This is a genomic window from Paracoccus aerodenitrificans (assembly GCF_027913215.1).
Taxonomy (GTDB): domain Bacteria; phylum Pseudomonadota; class Alphaproteobacteria; order Rhodobacterales; family Rhodobacteraceae; genus Paracoccus; species Paracoccus aerodenitrificans.
On the sequence record NZ_CP115784.1, the window covers coordinates 1840277 to 1857638 of the forward strand.

The following is a 17362-nucleotide window of genomic DNA, read 5'->3' on the forward strand; positions in this document are numbered from 1 at the left end:
CCCCGACCGTAATGGACCACTCAAGCGCGATGCATCTGCCCCGACGCCTGATGTTAAAACGCGAAACTTATCATTTGGTTGCACGATACGGGAGGTTAGGTCGCAATTGCTTAAAAAAACAACCCCCGGCGGAGCGCCGGGGGCTGAGGCATCTTGTCCTGAAGGCAGGATTACTCGCGGCTTTTCAGCGCAGCGCCCAGAATGTCGCCAAGCGAGGCACCCGAGTCGGAGCTGCCATATTGTTCGACGGCTTCTTTTTCCTCGGCGATCTCGCGGGCCTTGATCGACAGACCCAGACGACGCGATTTCGCATCGACATTGGTGACGCGCACATCGACCTTGTCGCCGACGCCGAAACGTTCGGGACGCTGGTCCTGACGGTCGCGGGCCAGATCCGAGCGGCGGATGAACGACTTTGCGCTGTTATATTCCACCTCGATCCCGCCATCCTCGATCGCGGTTACTTCCACGGTGATGACATCGCCACGCTTGACGCCTTCGACAGCCTCGGCCATCGCTTCGTTTTCAAGCGCCTTGATCGACAGCGAAATACGCTCTTTCTCGACATCGACTTCCTGCACGACCGCGCGGACGACATCGCCCTTGCGGAAGTCCTGAATGGCGTCCTCGCCCCGGACATCCCACGAGATATCCGACAGGTGAACCATACCGTCGATATCGCCGTCGAGACCCACGAACAGACCGAATTCGGTGATGTTCTTGACCTCGCCCTCGATCTGGGTGCCGGTCGGGTGGGTTTCGGCGAAGACTTCCCACGGGTTCCGCTGCGTCTGCTTGAGACCCAGAGACACGCGGCGCTTGGCTTCGTCGATTTCCAGCACCATGACGTCGACTTCCTGAGAGGTCGAGACGATCTTGCCGGGATGAACGTTCTTCTTGGTCCAGCTCATTTCCGAGACATGGACCAGACCTTCGATGCCTGCTTCCAGTTCCACGAAGGCACCGTAATCGGTGATGTTCGTGACGCGGCCCTGATGGACGGAACCGATCGGGAATTTCTCGGCAACGCTGTCCCACGGATCGGCCTGAAGCTGCTTCATGCCAAGGCTGATGCGGTGGCTGTCACGGTTGATCTTGATGACCTGAACCTTGACGGTTTCGCCGATGGACAGGATTTCAGACGGGTGGTTGACGCGACGCCAAGCCATGTCGGTGACGTGCAGCAGGCCGTCAACGCCGCCAAGATCGACGAAGGCACCGTATTCGGTGATGTTCTTGACCACGCCGTCAACGGTCTGGCCTTCGGTCAGGTTGGCAATGACCTCGGCACGCTGTTCGGCGCGGCTCTCTTCCAGAATGGCGCGGCGCGACACGACGATATTGCCGCGGCGGCGGTCCATTTTCAGGATCTGGAAGGGCTGCTTCAGACCCATCAACGGGCCTGCATCACGCACCGGGCGCACATCAACCTGCGAACCGGGCAGGAAGGCAACAGCGCCGCCAAGATCGACGGTGAAGCCGCCCTTGACGCGACCGAAGATGGCGCCTTCGACGCTCTCTTCCTCGGCATAGGCCTTTTCCAGACGATCCCAGGCTTCCTCACGACGGGCCTTTTCACGGCTGATCGAAGCTTCGCCGCGGGCGTTTTCGACGCGGTCCAGATACACTTCGACTTCGTCGCCGACGCTCAGATTCGCGTCTTCGCCGGGATTTGCGAATTCTTTCAGATCGACGCGGCCTTCCATCTTGTAGCCGACATCGATGATGGCCTGTCCGGCCTCGATGGCAATCACCTTGCCTTTGACGACAGAACCCTCGTCGGGGGTGTCAATATCGAGGCTCTCATTGAGCATCGCCTCGAAATCTTCCATGCTTGCGCGTTCAGCCATAAGCGATCAGTTTCCTTTACATGTGTTTTCTGGCCTGACGGTTGGCTCCGCCGGTCTTTATGAGGTCTTTCGGAACGACAAAGGGTCGCGGCATTGGCCCGACCCGTCAGAAGAAGCCTGTTATGGCCATATCGTTATCGTTCGATTGACTTGCGCGGCGATATAGGCGGAATTTACGAAGATCACAAGCCCGTAAGCCAGCAATTCGCGGGATTTCGCCATTATTTCCGTCGGGCGCGTCCGGAAACTTGACGCAACGTTATCCGGCCCGGCGAATCTCGACCAGTCCGACCGCAAAGCGAACCGCGTCCCCGATGGACAACTCGCTTGTGTCCAGCACCACGGCATCCTCGGCGGGACGCAGCGGCGCCGTAGCGCGTTCGCTGTCACGGGCGTCCCGTTCACGCAGCGCGATCAGCGTTTCCGAGGGGTCCGCGCCGATTTCTGCCGCACGACGCCGCGCACGCACCTCATCCGAGGCGATCACATAAAGCTTGAGATCAGCCTCGGGGCAAATGACCGTGCCGATATCGCGCCCATCCAGAACCGCTCCCGGTTCCTGAAGGGCAAAACTGCGCTGAAATTCGACCAGAGCGCTGCGCACTTCCGGAATCGCCGCGACCCTGCTGGCGGCCTGCCCGGCCTCATTGCTACGCAGATCGTGGCGGCGCAGATCGTCCGGCGTCAGCGATTGTGCCGCCTGAACCGGATCGCCGCCTTTCGCCCCAACCGCGCGATACAGCAAGCCAGTATCCAGATGGGAAAAGCCGAACTCCCTCGCCAGGGCGCGGGCAATCGTCCCCTTGCCCGAGGCGGCGGGTCCGTCAATGGCGATGGTAAACGGCATGTCTTCCCCCTGCTTGCGGGCAGCTTTGCCACGCAGCCGGCAAAGCCACAATGAAAAACGCCGACCCCAACGGAGCCGGCGTCGCCTGCGATCTGCGAGGGATCAGTTTCCGCCGAGGGTCTTGGCGACCTCTGCGGCGAAATCTTCTTCTTTCTTCTCGATACCTTCGCCGACACCCATGCGGATGAAGGAAAGCACCTCGACACCGCCTTCTTTGGCGGCTTCCGCAACGGTGATATCCGGGTTGATGACGAATTTCTGACCGAGAAGCGTGACCTCCTCGAAGAACTTCTTCATCCGGCCCTTGATCATGTTTTCGATGATATTCTCGGGCTTTCCGGATTCGCGGGCCTGCTCGGTCAGAACGGATTTCTCGCGCTCGACCAGAGCCGGATCCAGATCGTCTTCCGACAGAGAGGCCGGATTGGTCGCGGCAATATGCATCGCGATCTGCTTGCCGATTTCAGGGTTATCGCCCTTCAGAGCAACCAGAACGCCGATCTTGCCCATGCCCTCGGCTGCGGCGTTGTGCACATAGGACACCACACTGTCGCCTTCGACCGCGTCCATGCGGCGCAGATCCATTTTCTCACCGATCTTCGCAACGGCATCGGTGATGACTTCGCTGACCGGCTTGCCGTTCAGCTTTGCGTCGCGCAGCGCGTCCACGGAATCGACATCCAGAGCGGTTTGGGCAATGCCGCGAACCATATTTTGGAATTCTTCGTTCTTGGCCACGAAGTCGGTTTCCGAGTTCACCTCGACCGCAACGCCCTTGCCGCCCTGAACGGCAACAGCGACCAGACCCTCGGCTGCAACGCGGTCGGATTTCTTGGCCGCCTTCGCCAGACCCTTGGTGCGCAGCCAGTCAACGGCGGCTTCCATGTCGCCATCGGTTTCGGTCAGCGCCTTCTTGGCGTCCATCATGCCTGCGCCGGTCGATTCACGCAGTTCTTTCACCATCTGAGCGGTAATCGCCATGTGGCCTCTCCTTCTGTAAGCGTCGGACGGGGCTTAGCCCCGCCCGGTAACATTTCGGTAACGTGCGCGTCTCAGGCGTCGGATTCGGCAGCGACGGTTTCTTCCGCCTCGACCTCTTCCGCAGGCACATCGGCCAGAGCACCCAGGTCAACACCCGCCGCACCCATCTGCGCGGACATGCCGTCCAGAGCCGCACGGCTCGCCAGATCGCAGTACAGCGCGATTGCACGCGCCGCGTCATCATTGCCCGGAATGATGTAATCCACACCTTCGGGCGAGCAATTCGTATCGACCACGGCGACGACCGGAATACCCAGCTTCTTGGCTTCGGCAATCGCGAGATCTTCCTTGTTCACGTCGATCACGAACAGCAGATCCGGCAGGCCGCCCATTTCGCGGATCCCGCCAAGCGAGGCCTGAAGCTTGGTCTGCTCACGCTCAAGCTGGAGACGCTCTTTCTTGGTCAGACCTTCAGCGCCCTGTTCCATCGTCTCGTCGATCTGCTTGAGGCGGTTGATCGACTGCGAAACTGTTTTCCAGTTGGTCAGAGTGCCACCCAGCCAGCGATGGTTCATATAGAACTGCGCGGAACGCTCGGCAGCATCGGCGACCGGCTTCTGCGCCTGACGCTTGGTGCCGACGAACAGCACGCGGCCGCCTTTGGCAACGGTGTCACGCACGACCTGCAGCGCCTGATCCAGCATCGGAACGGTCTGCGTCAAATCGACGATGTGAATGCCGTTGCGATCGCCATAGATGTATTCCGACATCCGCGGATTCCACCGCTGCGTCTGGTGACCGTAGTGAACGCCAGCTTCAAGCAGCTGACGCATGGAGAATTCAGGGAGCGCCATGTCCATTTCCTTTCCGGTTTGCGCCTTGGCAGAGGATCTCAGGGTTGCCCCCAACCGGTGGACCTGACCGGGATGTCTCCCCGGAAGGCCCGCCTCTGCCTGTGAAGTGGGACGGCACATATGCCAGCTTCCGGCGTTTTGCAACCCCGTATGCGCAGGGCTTCCGACGAGCCGGATCGTTCAAGTTTTAAATTGATAACAGGCGAAGCCCGCCCCCAACGGATGTAGTTTCGCTTCGACGTCAACCAAAACTTAACAGCTAAACTTCTAAAACGCGATGAAACGGACCGATCTCAAGGAACTGGCCATGCCGCATCTTCCTCACGCCCGGCGCAATTGCGCCTCCCGCGCATGAGCGCCGCGATCAGACTGCCGGCGCGGCTGGATCTGACCGCCGCGCACCCTCTTGCCCGCGAAATCTCTGCGGTTGGGGGGGATCTGATTCTTGACTGTGCAGAGGTGACACATCTCGGGGGGCTATGTTTGCAGGTTCTTCTGGCTGCGCAGAAGGACTGTCAGGCAAACGGGCGGGACTTCCGGCTTCTGAACCGAACCGAAGATCTTGACGCGGCGCTGAAACTGCTCGGTGCCGAACTGCCTCAATCCTCGGAAAAGGTGCCCACATGAGCCTGAATATCCTCGCCGTCGATGACAGCCGCACAATGCGCGACATGCTTCGCATCTCTCTGACAGGCGCAGGGATGAACGTCACCACCGCCGAAGACGGCATTCACGGTCTTGAATTGCTTGAGGCGTTGCAGCCTGACGCGATCATCTCTGATGTGAACATGCCGCGTATGGATGGTTTCGGCTTCATCGAGGCAGTGCGCAGGATCGACCGTCTTCGCGCGATTCCGATCCTGATGCTGACTACGGAAAGTGCACCGGAACTGAAGGCTCGTTCCCGCAATGCGGGTGCGACCGGCTGGATCGTCAAGCCATTCGACCCGCAGAAACTGGTCGCTGCGCTGCGTCAGGTGACAGGCTGAGGAGGTCGGAGCATGCCAAACGACCCGATGGCGGAAATTCGCGTCTCGTTCTTTCTCGAATGCGACGAGCTTGTGGAAAGCCTTCAGGACGCGCTTAACGTTCTGGACAGCGACGAAGGCGACGCCGAAACCATCAACGTCGTTTTCCGGGCCGTCCATTCGATCAAGGGTGGCGCCGGGGCATTCGGGCTCGATGCCTTGGTGCGGTTTGCGCATCGCTTTGAAACCGTCATGGATGAGGTTCGGGCAGGAAATCTCGACCTGACGCCTGCCGCGCTCAAGCTGTTTTTCCGCGCAGCCGACATGCTTCAGGATCAGATCCGGACAGCACGCGACGGCGAAGATGAGCCTGCTGGTGCGGCTGCGGTAATCGCAGAGCTTGAGACATTGCTTCAAGATTCACCTGCCGACGAAGAGGAAGCTGTCGATTTTGTGCCGACAGGTCTCTCTTTCGATTTTTCGGATGACGCAAACGATGGCGAACTCTCAGAGCCGGGCTGGCAGATCCGCTTCGCGCCGTCAGCGGAACTTTATACCAGCGGAAACGAGCCACTGCTGATTTTGCGCAGTCTGTCGGAACTCGGCAATGCCACTATTACCTGCGAGATCCCCGACGATCTGCCGGCTCCTAACGACAGCAATGCGGAAACACCCCTTCTTTCATGGCTGGTATATTTGCATGGAGACGTGACCGAGGCCGATATTTCCCAGGTTTTCGACTTCGTCAGCGACGTCTGCACATTGCAGGTGACGGAAACAACCATCCCACCCGAGAGTGCACATGTCGGGACCGAATTGCTGCTGTCGTCACCCGAAAACGCTCACCTCCTGGACCTTCCGGAGCCTCCAGAGATGGCAGTTGAAACCGTGGATGAAAAACAAAACGCCACACCACATCCTGCAGCGCCCACCAGCGAACAAATCTCTGTCCCTGCGAAACCTGTGACGCGTCCAACAAAAGAACCATTGGCGACAGTTCGCGTCGATCTTGAGAAAATAGATCGGCTGGTCAATCTCGTTGGAGAATTGGTCATCAATCAGGCCATGCTGGCGCAAAGCGTCGAAGAGGCAGGGATTGGTCATCAGCCTGACGTTATGGCGGGCCTTGAATCATTCATGCTGCTGACCCGTGATATTCAGGAAAGCGTGATGATGATCCGGGCTCAGCCGGTCAAGTCCCTTTTCCAGAGGATGGGCCGCATCGTGCGCGAGGCCTCGGCCAGCGTCGGAAAAGAAGTACGCCTCAGAACCGAGGGTGAGTTCACCGAGGTAGACAAAACCGTCATTGAACGGCTTGCCGACCCGCTGACGCATATGATTCGAAACGCAGTCGATCACGGCTTGGAAACTCCAGAGAAACGACTCGCCTCGGGAAAATCGAGAGAGGGCGTAATCCTCTTATCGGCTAGCCATCGCGCAGGCCGCGTCATGATAGAGGTCGAAGACGATGGTGCAGGCATCAATCGCGAAAAGGTCCGGGATGTCGCAATCCACAAGGGTCTCATCGCAAGCGATACTCAACTGAACGACAGCGAAGTGGATAACCTGCTATTCATGCCAGGTTTCTCCACCGCCACCGAGGTTTCCGAACTTTCCGGACGCGGCGTCGGTATGGATGTCGTCAAAAGTGAAATCACAACACTGGGTGGCCGCATTTCAATCACCAGCGCACCGGGTGCAGGCACGAAACTGTCAATCTCGCTTCCACTGACCCTTGCCGTTCTGGATGGAATGGTCGTGCAGGCTGCAGATCAGACCCTGGTCGTGCCGCTCTCTGCCATCATCGAAACAGCCAAGCTTCAGGATGCCGAAATTCAGCGTCTCGCTGGTTCGGGTGAAATTATGCGGGTGCGTGGCGAGTTTGTTCCATTGTTCGATCTAGGACGCCAGTTGGGCTTCCGCGACGCCAGAGACCCCACACGACAAGGCATCGTTTTGCTGACATCTCAGGATGATGGACGACGGGCAGCCCTGATCGTCGACGCGATCATGGAGCAAAGGCAGGTCGTCATAAAAGGGCTCGGACAAAGCTACGGGAATATACCCGGCGTCGCTGCTGCGACAATCCTCGGGGATGGCAAGATCGCATTGATCCTCGACCCTGCCGATCTTGTCGATGCGGGCAACGTCTTCTCCGGCAACGAACTCAAAGCGGTTGGATAGCAATATGCACGAGACATCACTCGACATGATAGAGCAAGATATAGAACTGCTGTCTTTCCGTGTAAAAGAACAGGAATATTGTGTGGATATCATGTCCGTCCGCGAAATACGCGGCTGGACGAAAGCCACCCCGCTTCCATTCTCGCCTCCACATGTGAAAGGAGTCATCAACCTTCGTGGAACAGTTCTTCCTGTCGTCGACCTTTCTAGGCGACTTGGTATGGAAGAGACTGAGGGATTAGACCGAAATGTCATCATCGTCGTTACTCTGAACGGCAATCTCGCGGGACTGCTCGTGGATGCTGTCTCAGACATTCTGACTATCCCACGAAATGAGATGATGGCTCCGCCCGATATCGGTTTGGATCCGTCTGCACGCTACGTCGACGGGCTGCTGCTGGTGGAGGACAAGCTTATTCGTGTGCTTGATCTGGCAAGCGTATTGCCACGCGAATCGCGGGACGTTGCATGAAACATTATCTGAGCCCTCGGCCCGAATGGTCGATGAGCGATCAAGAGTTCGATCAGCTACGCAAAACGATTTACGATTATTCAGGGATTGTGATCGGCCCCGAAAAGCGCAGCATGATCCGTGCGCGGCTTCAGAAACGTCTTTTCGCCCTGAAGCTCGATACACTTGCTGAGTATCTGAAGATGGTTAGCGGGATGGCTGGCACCTCAGAGCGGGAGCGCTTTGTCTCTTCGCTCACGACCAATGTCACAAGCTTCTTTAGAGAAAATCATCATTTTACCTTATTGACGAAAGAGATCCTACCGGCTCTCGCAGAAAGAAATGAGCGGATTCATATATGGTCTGCGGGATGTAGCAGTGGACAGGAACCGTACTCGATCGCAATGGCCGTACTGGATGAACTACCTCAGCTTGCCGGTCAGGTACAGATCTTCGCAACCGATATCGATTCAGAAATCCTGGCTAGGGCCAAAGCAGGAATCTACCGCAGATCAGAAACATCCGGGGTGCGTGTTGATCGATTGTCGCGCCACTTCACTCAGTTGTCCGGGTCGAGCGATAGCAGTCAACTGAAAATCAGCCAAAGAATCTCGTCCATGGTTAATTTTTGTCAATTGAACATCAATGCCCAGTGGCCCGTCATTCAAAGATTTGACGTGATATTCTGCCGGAACGTCGCCATCTACTTCGATCAAGAAACACAGCGCAGACTATGGCGCAAATTCAGCGGTGCCATGCGCGACGGGGGCTGGCTTCTTATCGGTCATTCGGAACGTGTGCCCACGGAATTTCACGAAATCCTTAAACCTGTCGGCGTTACAGCCTATCGCAAGCCGATTTGAATAACCGGGAATAGCATGAGCCTAAAAGATCAGATCCACATTCTTGTCGTCGATGATATGTCTACCAGTCGCGGGCTCATAAGCCAGGCATTGGAGTCGATTGGAGTTGTGAACATCCACCATGCTGGAAGTGGCACAGAGGCTATGCAACTACTCGCCTCGCAATCGGTGCATCTGGTCCTGTCAGATTACAATATGCCGAGCATGGACGGAATCGAACTACTCAGAAAACTGCGGAGCGATACCCGGACCAAGGCGATTGGTTTTATATTAATCACGGGCAAGGCAGATAAGTCCATCATCGATAGTGGCAAGTCGCTCGGCATGAACAATTTTATCAAGAAGCCATTCGGCACACAGGACCTGAAATCCTGCCTAGAGGCTGTGGTAGGCCGCCTATGAAAAATATGCCTGACGAGATCCTCCTTAAGAGCGTCCTGCGTAATGCTACCGAACTTCTTGCTTCGGCGGCAGAGGATGCGGAACGGCTTCAGCTGCTTCTCACCGAAGCAATAGACCCAGATTTTATGAGTCCGGATGGTCATGGAAGCATCCAAATATTGCAGTCACTTGACCCGCTGACTCAGACATTGATCGATATTGCAACCGCTTTCCGAATCTTATCTGAAAAAGACATCTGTTTAACCGTCACAGGGTGGGAAGAGTTGATTGAAACCCTAAAGCTTGAACGTGTTGGTAAGGCACTTACTTGCGGAATGACCGGACAGCAGCCATCAAGTCATGTTGATATCTTCTAGGTCAAGCTACGAACCAACAATCCGCTGGAACGGATCATACGGGAAATCCGCCGCCTTACGCGTCTCGTCGGCGCCTTTTCCGGATGGAAAATCATGCCTCAACCTGGTTGCGTGAGGTTGAAGCATACCGCCGGCTCCCAATGGTCACCCCGGAATACATTAACATGACCCCGCTATTCGCAGATCAAACCAGACGAATCGCCTTGCATGACAAAACCTGCGAAAGATCCTTGGCACTAACAAGCTTTAAGGGAGACTTGCAAGATCAGCCTGTTGACCTCCGCTAGGTGACTCCCATCTGTTATCCAACAGCAAGGAGGCAAACATGCAGCGTTTATCCAGGCGAAATGCGTTATTTTCCGGGGCGGCGACACTCGGCATGCCGCTGCTGGCACGGCGCGGGATGGCTCAGTCTGGCGGCTTGTCCGGCGTTGAGGCGCAGGCAGCAGGGCTTGATCAGCTGCGATCTCTGGTGATCAGCCGTGAGGGGCAACAGATTTATGCACGTGCCTTTCGCGGTCCGGGGTTGGAGAGCGTGGCGAATGTGAAATCTGTCTCGAAGACCATCGTCGCTCTGCTGACCGGGATCGCGATCGAGCGTGGCATCATTGGCGGCGTGCAGCAGCAAGTCCTGCCTCTGCTTGGGCATGCGGCATTCGGAGACGCACGCGACCGGCTGACTGTCGGCGATCTGTTGACAATGCGGGGCGGACTGGCAAGCACCTCCGGCAGGGATTATGGCGCGTGGGTCTCCAGCAATGATTGGGTGGAATATGCGCTGAACCAGCCTCTGGAAAGCAATCCGGGCGGCAGGTTCATCTATTCGACCGGAGGCTGGCACATCCTTGGTGCAGCATTATCACGCGCCTCGGGCGCAAGCCTGCACCGGTTGACACAGGACTGGATCGGCAACCCGCTGAATATCGTCATTCCGCCCTGGATTGCCGATCCGCAGGGGCGATATCTTGGTGGAAACGACATGGCGATCAGCCCTCTCGGCCTGGTGCGGATCGGAGAGATGGTGCTGCAGGGCGGACAGATCGACGGGCAGCGCGTCATTGGCCGGGATTGGCTGGAACGCTCATGGCAACCGCGAACCCAGTCGCCGTTTTCGGGGGATCAGTATGGTTATGGCTGGTTCCTGACCCGGTATGATGGCACGTTCGCCGCCTATGGCCGCGGCTATGGCGGGCAGTTGCTGGTTGTGGTGCCCGAGCGGAGACTGAGCGTCGCCATCACATCCGATCCCGCCCTGCCCGCCCGCAGCGACGGGTATTTCGGCGATCTGCGCCGGTTGGTCGAACAGATCGTCCGGGCGGCCTGATCTCAGGACGGCCCGGACGGATGCTCACCGATCAGGATTCTGACCGGGATGGATTTCGCCGCCGGTGTGCCAGTCAGCCGGTCATGGTGATCGAAGGGCAAAAGCGGGTTCAGTTCGGGGAAATACCCTGCCGCCGATCCGGGGGGCAGAGGATATTCCACCACCGTCAGCCCATCGACCCGGCGCCGGATATTGTCGTTACTTATGGTTTCCAGCGCCACTGACTGCCCCTGCGACACCCCTCTGGCCTGCATGTCTTCACCGTTCAGGAACAGCACCATGCGGTCGCCGCGTATGCCGCGATAGCGGTCGTTTTCGCTGTAGATCGTGGTGTTGAACTGATCATGAGAGCGCACTGTCGCAAGCCGCAGCATCTGCGGATCATCCACTGGATCATCCATCTCCAGCCCAGGCATCACCAGAAAATTCGCCTTTCCGTTCGGCGTATTCCAGACGCGTTGGCGGGGCGGGATGGCCAGATGGAAACCCTCCGGCTGCCGGATACGATCGCTGAAGCCGGTATAGATCTCGGGATAGACATCCGCGATCCGGTCGCGGATCAGCCCGTAATCTTCGATATAATCGGCCCAGGGGACCACACTGTCGGGCAGCGTCGCCATTGCCATGCGGCAGACGATCTCTGTTTCAGACATTAGCGTCTCGGCAGCGGGTTCAAGAACGCCGCGCGAGGCCGTCACATTCGCCATCGCATCTTCGATGGTGACGAATTCCTCGCCCTTTGCCGTCCGGATGATCTCGGAGCGGGCAATGACCGGAAGGATCAGCGCATCACTGCCGTGCACCAGATGCCCGCGGTTCAGCTTGGTGGCAATTCCGACCGTCAGATCCAGTCGGCGCATCGCGGCTTCGGCGCGGGCCGTATCCGGAACCGCACGGATGAAATTGCCGCCGAAGCCGATAAAGACCCGCGCCTGACCGGATTCCATCGCCCGCAGCGCATCCAGAACGTGATGCCCATGCGCACGGGGAGGAGTGAAGCCGAAGACTTCTCCCAGCCGGTCCAGATAGGCCTCTGTCGGCATTTCGTCGATCCCGACCGTACGGTCGCCCTGCACATTCGAGTGGCCCCGGATCGGCGCGATCCCCGCGCCGGGTTTGCCGAAATTGCCGCGCAGCAGCAGCAGGTTGGCAACCTGTTGCAGCAGCCCGGCGCTTTCCTGATGCTGGGTCAGCCCCATCCCATAGCTGATCATCGTCGCATCCGAATCTGCATAGATCTCGGCGCAGCGCCGGATCTGTTCCTCGGAGATACCTGAGGAGGCGACGATATCCTCCCAGCCATGCGACATGATATCGTCGCGCAGCGCGTCCAGCCCATCGGTATGCTCGCGGATGAAATCGTGATCGAGCACACTGCGACCGGACTCTTCGGCCTCGAACAGGGCGCGCATCATACCTTTCAGAAACGCCAGATCTCCGCCGATCTTGATATGGACGAACTCACTGGCGATGTCCGTTGACCGGAATGTCGCCATTTGCCGCGCATCCTGCGGGTCGGTGAATTTCATGAGGGCGCGTTCCGGCATCGGATTCACGGCCACCACGGGTACGCCGCGTTTCCGTGCCTCGACCAGATTGCCCATCATGCGCGGCGAGTTGGTGCCGGTATTCTGTCCGAAAATGAAGATCGCCTGCGTGTGATCGAAATCCTCCATCACCACGGTGCCCTTACCGATCCCGATTGACGGAGGCAGCCCGCGGCTGGTGGGCTCGTGGCACATATTGGCGCAGTCGGGGAAGTTATTCGTGCCGTATTCCCGCCCGAAGACCGAAAACAGGAAGGCCGGTTCATTCGCGGTCCGGCCGGATGTATAAAGCTCTGCCCGGTTCGGGTCGTCCAGCCCGCGCATATGCCGTCCGATCAGCGCGAATGCGTCGTCCCAACTGACCGGAACATAATGATCGCTGTCCGGATCATAGCGCATCGGCTCGGTCAGTCGGCCCTGCATTTCAAGCCAGTAATCGGATTTTGCGGCCAGATCGGTCACGCTGTGGGCAGCGAAGAAATCCCGGTCCACGCGGCCCTTGGTGGCCTCATGCGCAAGAGCCTTCACGCCGTTTTCACAGAATTCCAGTTTCTTGCGATGGGCGGCATCCGGGAACGCGCAGCTTGGACATTTGAAACCGCCGGGCTGGTTCATCGACAAAAGCGCCTTGGAGCCCTTCGTCAGCACGCTCTGCTCCATCAGCACACGCGCTGTCGCTGCCGCCGCACCCCAACCACCTGCGGGTTTCTCATAAGGTTTGTAAGGGGGCTTACGCTCCGCCATGTCATGTCCCTCCCTGCATGCCGTAGAAGAGAGAAGCATATCGCGAAACAATCCGCCATGCCTTTATGCAGGCCGGGCAGCCGGTAGTGGTAAGAAAAAGCCGCCCGTGCTGCCTGCATGAACACCGCATCAGCTCCAGCCGAACGCGGCGTGCATTGCCAGAAACCGGGGGCGCGGATAATCTGAAGGAAGCAGCCTGGAAAGGAGCCACGCATGAGTTGGAATCCCACCCTGTCCCCCGGCAATCCAGACGAAATCGGCCTCGATGCCGTTGAAACGGTGATTGTCCCGCGCAGCCGGGATCTTGGCGGTTTCGAGGTCAAGCGGGCCCTGCCCGCCCCTCAGCGCCAGATGGTCGGTCCGTTCATCTTCTTCGATCAGGCGGGACCGGCAGAGTTCCTGACCGGTCAGGGCATCGACGTGCGCCCGCATCCACATATCGGACTGGGGACGGTGACCTATCTCTATCAGGGGGATTTTCATCATCGCGACAGTCTCGGAACCGATCAGGTGATCCTGCCCGGCGCGGTCAACTGGATGGTTGCAGGCAAGGGGGTAACGCATTCCGAACGCACCTCGGCCCAGGCGCGAAAAGGGCCTCACAGCCTGTTCGGCATCCAGACATGGATCGCCCTGCCCGAGGATCGTGAGGATATGGACCCGGTCTTCGAACATCACGGCAAGACCGCCTTGCCGGAATTCGAGGCAGAGGGGATCCGCGCGCGGCTGCTTCTTGGCAATGCCTATGGCGAAACCGCGCCCGCCACGCTGTATTCCGAGACATTCTATCTGGACGTGACGCTTGCACCCGGTGCGCGGTTTCCCCTGCCCGACGACCACGAGGATCGCGGTCTGTATATCACGGAAGGCTCTGTCAGCGTCGCGGGGGATGAGTTCGAGGCAGGCCGCATGATGATCTTCCGCCCCGGCGACCGGATCACCGTTGCCGCCGGACCGCGCGGGGCGCGGCTGATGGCACTGGGCGGCGCGACGCTGAACGGGCCGCGCTATATCTGGTGGAATTTCGTTGCCTCAAGCCGCGAAAAGATCCGGGAAGCCCGCGAAGAATGGCGTGCCGCGAATTGGGGCGAAGGGCTGTTCGACCTGCCCGATGGCGACCGCCATGAATTCATCCGCGCCCCCGAGGAGCCTGTCCGGCGAGACTGATCCCCCCGGACGGTCTCACGCAAGTTCAGCGCCAGCCCATATCCGGGGCGACATGGCGCAGGATGCTGTCCATGACATGCACGTTATACGCGACGCCAAGCATGTTCGGCACGGTCAGAAGCAGCGTATCCGCCTCGGCGATGGCCTCATCCTGCTTCAGTTGTTCGACCAGCCGGTCGGGTTCATCCGCATAGCTGCGCCCGAAGATGGACCGGGTCCGGTCGATCACTCCGATCTCATCGTTGTCCTTCCCGCCGCGCCCGAAATAATGGCGGTCCTCATCCGTCATCAGCGCAAAGATAGAACGGCTGACCGAGACGCGCGGCTCACGCTCATGCCCCGCCTGCTTCCATGCCTCGCGATAGGCCCGAATCTGCTTTGCCTGCTGAATATGGAAAGGCTCTCCGGTTTCGTCGATCTTCAGGGTCGAGCTTTGCAGGTTCATCCCCTTGCCCGCAGCCCAGACCGCCGTCGCATCGGATGCCGCACCCCACCATATCCGGTCGCGCAGCCCCTCGGAATGCGGCTCCAGCCGCAGCAGACCGGGCGGGTTCGGGAACATCGGGCGCGGATTGGGCTGCGCGAAGCCGTTCCCGTCAAGCTGTTCCAGAAACACATCCGTATGGCGGCGGGCCATATCGGCATGGTCCTCGCCCTCCAGCGGCAGATAGCCGAAATGCCGCCAGCCATCGACCACCTGCTCGGGCGAGCCGCGGCTGATGCCAAGCTGCAACCGCCCGCCAGAGATCAGATCCGCCGCGCCGGCATCCTCGATCATGTAAAGCGGGTTTTCATAGCGCATATCGATCACGCCGGTGCCGATCTCGATTGTCGAGGTCCGCGCCCCGATCGCCGCCAGCAGCGGAAAGGGAGAGGCAAGCTGCCGCGCATAATGGTGAACGCGGAAATACGCCCCGTCCATGCCGATCCTTTCGGCCTCGACGGCAAGCTCGATGGACTGGATCAGAACATCCGCCGCGCTGCGCACCTGAGAGCCGCGCTCGGGCGACCAGTGACCAAAAGAAAGAAAACCCAAATTCTTCATCGGCAATCTCCACATTTCCTGCCTGCCCGAGCGGTATCCTCACGCCCGGACGAATTCACGAACCGACCGCTGCTGATGCGCAGGCGCGTCGATCACGGGTAACAACGCCGCTGACCGGGGGTTACGTTCCCGTCAGCGGCGTAAGATCGGTCAATTCGGAGGGTTTGTTATGCCGGAAAAGCTAGGCGTCGGTCTCTATGAATGCGAACCCGTTCGGCCCCAGTTCGACACGCCTGCCATTCACCGAGGCAGCCTGATGCGGCCCGACGATCTGCTGCCTGCTGGACGGAGGAAGGTTCAGCGAGACCTCATCCCTGCTCAGATTGAACACACAGATCAGCCCGCCACGCTGGAACATCAGAACCGGGTTAGGGCGGTTATAGAATTTCGCGACATCCCTGCCGTTCAGTTCGGACCGCCCGGACCGGAAGGCAAGCATCTGGCGATAGAAATGCAGGACGGACTGCGCGTCTTCCTCTTGCGCCGCGACGTTCCGCGCAAGCTGAGGCGGTTTGACCGGCAACCACGGCTTGCCCTCGGAGAAGCCGCCTGACGTACTGCTGTTGCCGTCCCAGACCATCGGCGTACGGCAGCCGTCGCGCCCCTTGTAATCGGGCCAGAAGCGGATGCCCGGCGGATCGGTCAATTCTTCGAACTCCAGATCGGTTTCCGTCTGCCCCAGTTCCTCACCCTGATAAAGGCAGACCGAGCCCGGAAAGGACAGAAGCATCGCCGCTGTCAGCTTCGCCAGACTGTCCTGATCGGCGCCATAGTCCTGCCAGCGGGTCAGATGCCGGATCACATCGTGATTGGAAAATGCCCATGTCGGCCAGCCATCGGGCGCGATACGGAAAAACCTCTCGATCCGCGTACGGAAATGTTTCGGAGTGAATTCCGGCCCCAGCATATCAAAGCTGTAGGCCTGATGCAGCCTGCTGTCGCCTGCCGTATATTCGGCCATGATTTCGACGGCACGGGTTGAATCCCCGACCTCGCCGACTGTAGAGGCACCGAATTCATCGGTCAGTTCGCGGATCCGGGACAGGAAATCCAGATTCTCGGGCTGGGTTTTCGAGAATTTATGAATCTGCATCTCATAGGGATTCACCTGCGCTTCGCCCTTGCGGGCGGGGTTATTGCGCAGCTTCCTGTCATGCACATAGAAATTCACCGTATCCAGCCGGAACCCGTCAACTCCGCGTTCCAGCCAGAAGCGCATCGTGCCAAGCAGCCAATCCTGAACATCCGGGTTATGAAAATTGAAATCCGGCTGCGATGTCAGGAAATTATGCAGGTAGTATTGCTTTCTGTGTCCATCCCATTCCCAGGCCGAGCCTCCGAATACCGAAGCCCAGTTATTCGGCGGTGAGCCATCGGGTCTGGCGTCGGCCCAGACATACCAGTCAGCCTTCGGGTTATCCCGGCTCTGGCGGCTTTCAACGAAAAAGGGATGCTGATCGGATGAGTGGCTGAGCACCTGATCTATAATCACTTTCAGCCCCTGCTCATGCGCTTTCGACACCAGCAGGTCGAAATCCTTCAGATCTCCGAAGAGAGGGTCGATATCGGTATAATCCGATACGTCATACCCCATATCCGCCATCGGAGAGGTAAAGACCGGCGACAGCCAGACCGCATCCACCCCAAGCCCGGCGATATATTTCAGCCGCGAGGCAATCCCGCGCAGATCGCCGACACCGTCGCCGTTACTGTCCTGAAACGACCTCGGATATACCTGATAGGTTACCGAGCCACGCCACCAGTCATTCACCATTCTGC

Annotated in this window: 16 protein-coding genes and 1 pseudogene; 10 read left to right on the forward strand and 7 right to left on the reverse strand. The window is 58.7% G+C overall.

Annotated features, from left to right (window positions below):
• Positions 1-170: 170 nt before the first annotated feature.
• The 4 genes from rpsA to rpsB form a co-directional block, all read right to left on the reverse strand.
• Positions 171-1850 carry a 30S ribosomal protein S1 gene (gene rpsA, locus PAE61_RS10435; RefSeq protein ID WP_271112330.1) on the reverse strand — a complete coding sequence of 560 codons (1680 nt, stop codon included), beginning with the start codon at positions 1848-1850 and terminating at the stop codon, positions 171-173.
• Between the two features lie 259 nt (positions 1851-2109).
• On the reverse strand, positions 2110-2697 hold the full coding sequence (locus tag PAE61_RS10440; RefSeq protein ID WP_271112331.1) for a (d)CMP kinase: 588 nt from the start codon (positions 2695-2697) through the stop codon (positions 2110-2112).
• Positions 2698-2799: 102 nt separating this feature from the next.
• Positions 2800-3678 (reverse strand): translation elongation factor Ts, encoded by an 879-nt coding sequence (gene tsf / locus PAE61_RS10445; RefSeq protein WP_271112332.1) that lies wholly within the window; start codon positions 3676-3678, stop codon positions 2800-2802.
• A gap of 71 nt (positions 3679-3749) precedes the next feature.
• Positions 3750-4532, reverse strand: a complete 783-nt coding sequence (gene rpsB / locus PAE61_RS10450; RefSeq protein WP_271112333.1) for a 30S ribosomal protein S2 — start codon at positions 4530-4532, stop codon at positions 3750-3752.
• Between the two features lie 336 nt (positions 4533-4868).
• Between rpsB and PAE61_RS10455 the strand changes: the two genes are divergently transcribed.
• The 9 genes and pseudogenes from PAE61_RS10455 to PAE61_RS10490 all read left to right on the forward strand — a co-directional run bounded on the left by PAE61_RS10455 (position 4869) and on the right by PAE61_RS10490 (position 11080).
• Positions 4869-5159, forward strand: a complete 291-nt coding sequence (locus PAE61_RS10455) for an STAS domain-containing protein (RefSeq protein WP_491899766.1) — start codon at positions 4869-4871, stop codon at positions 5157-5159.
• Positions 5156-5521: a response regulator gene (locus tag PAE61_RS10460; protein ID WP_271112335.1), complete on the forward strand. Its 366-nt coding sequence runs from the start codon at positions 5156-5158 to the stop codon at positions 5519-5521. The genes PAE61_RS10455 and PAE61_RS10460 overlap by 4 nt, the downstream gene beginning before the upstream one ends.
• 12 nt (positions 5522-5533) lie before the next feature.
• Positions 5534-7684, forward strand: a complete 2151-nt coding sequence (locus PAE61_RS10465) for a chemotaxis protein CheA (RefSeq protein ID WP_271112336.1) — start codon at positions 5534-5536, stop codon at positions 7682-7684.
• Positions 7685-7688: 4 nt separating this feature from the next.
• A complete protein-coding gene (locus tag PAE61_RS10470) occupies positions 7689-8156 on the forward strand; it encodes a chemotaxis protein CheW (protein WP_271112337.1) in 468 nt (155 codons plus the stop codon).
• Positions 8153-8998 carry a CheR family methyltransferase gene (locus PAE61_RS10475; protein WP_271112338.1) on the forward strand — a complete coding sequence of 282 codons (846 nt, stop codon included), beginning with the start codon at positions 8153-8155 and terminating at the stop codon, positions 8996-8998. Before PAE61_RS10470 ends, PAE61_RS10475 begins: the two co-directional genes overlap by 4 nt.
• Before the next feature lie 15 nt (positions 8999-9013).
• On the forward strand, positions 9014-9400 hold the full coding sequence (locus tag PAE61_RS10480) for a response regulator (RefSeq protein WP_271112339.1): 387 nt from the start codon (positions 9014-9016) through the stop codon (positions 9398-9400).
• A gap of 5 nt (positions 9401-9405) precedes the next feature.
• Positions 9406-9756: a hypothetical protein gene (locus tag PAE61_RS10485; protein WP_271112340.1), complete on the forward strand. Its 351-nt coding sequence runs from the start codon at positions 9406-9408 to the stop codon at positions 9754-9756.
• A pseudogene (locus PAE61_RS17635) lies at positions 9757-9947 on the forward strand (transposase); the annotation flags it as partial.
• Positions 9948-10081: 134 nt separating this feature from the next.
• A complete protein-coding gene (locus tag PAE61_RS10490) occupies positions 10082-11080 on the forward strand; it encodes a serine hydrolase domain-containing protein (RefSeq protein WP_271112341.1) in 999 nt (332 codons plus the stop codon).
• Positions 11081-11082: 2 nt separating this feature from the next.
• Here the strand turns inward: PAE61_RS10490 and PAE61_RS10495 are convergent, their stop codons facing one another.
• The gene (locus PAE61_RS10495; protein ID WP_271112342.1) at positions 11083-13371 is read right to left on the reverse strand and encodes an FdhF/YdeP family oxidoreductase; all 2289 of its coding nucleotides are present in this window, start codon (positions 13369-13371) and stop codon (positions 11083-11085) included.
• Positions 13372-13584: 213 nt separating this feature from the next.
• On the opposite strand from PAE61_RS10495, the gene PAE61_RS10500 reads away from it, so the two are divergent.
• Positions 13585-14538 (forward strand): pirin family protein, encoded by a 954-nt coding sequence (locus PAE61_RS10500; RefSeq protein WP_271112343.1) that lies wholly within the window; start codon positions 13585-13587, stop codon positions 14536-14538.
• A gap of 25 nt (positions 14539-14563) precedes the next feature.
• Here PAE61_RS10500 and PAE61_RS10505 read toward each other — a convergent pair whose 3' ends face one another.
• A complete protein-coding gene (locus PAE61_RS10505; protein WP_271112344.1) occupies positions 14564-15583 on the reverse strand; it encodes an LLM class flavin-dependent oxidoreductase in 1020 nt (339 codons plus the stop codon).
• Positions 15584-15764: 181 nt separating this feature from the next.
• The gene (locus PAE61_RS10510) at positions 15765-17354 is read right to left on the reverse strand and encodes an alpha-amylase family glycosyl hydrolase (RefSeq protein WP_271115131.1); all 1590 of its coding nucleotides are present in this window, start codon (positions 17352-17354) and stop codon (positions 15765-15767) included.
• Positions 17355-17362 lie beyond the last annotated feature (8 nt).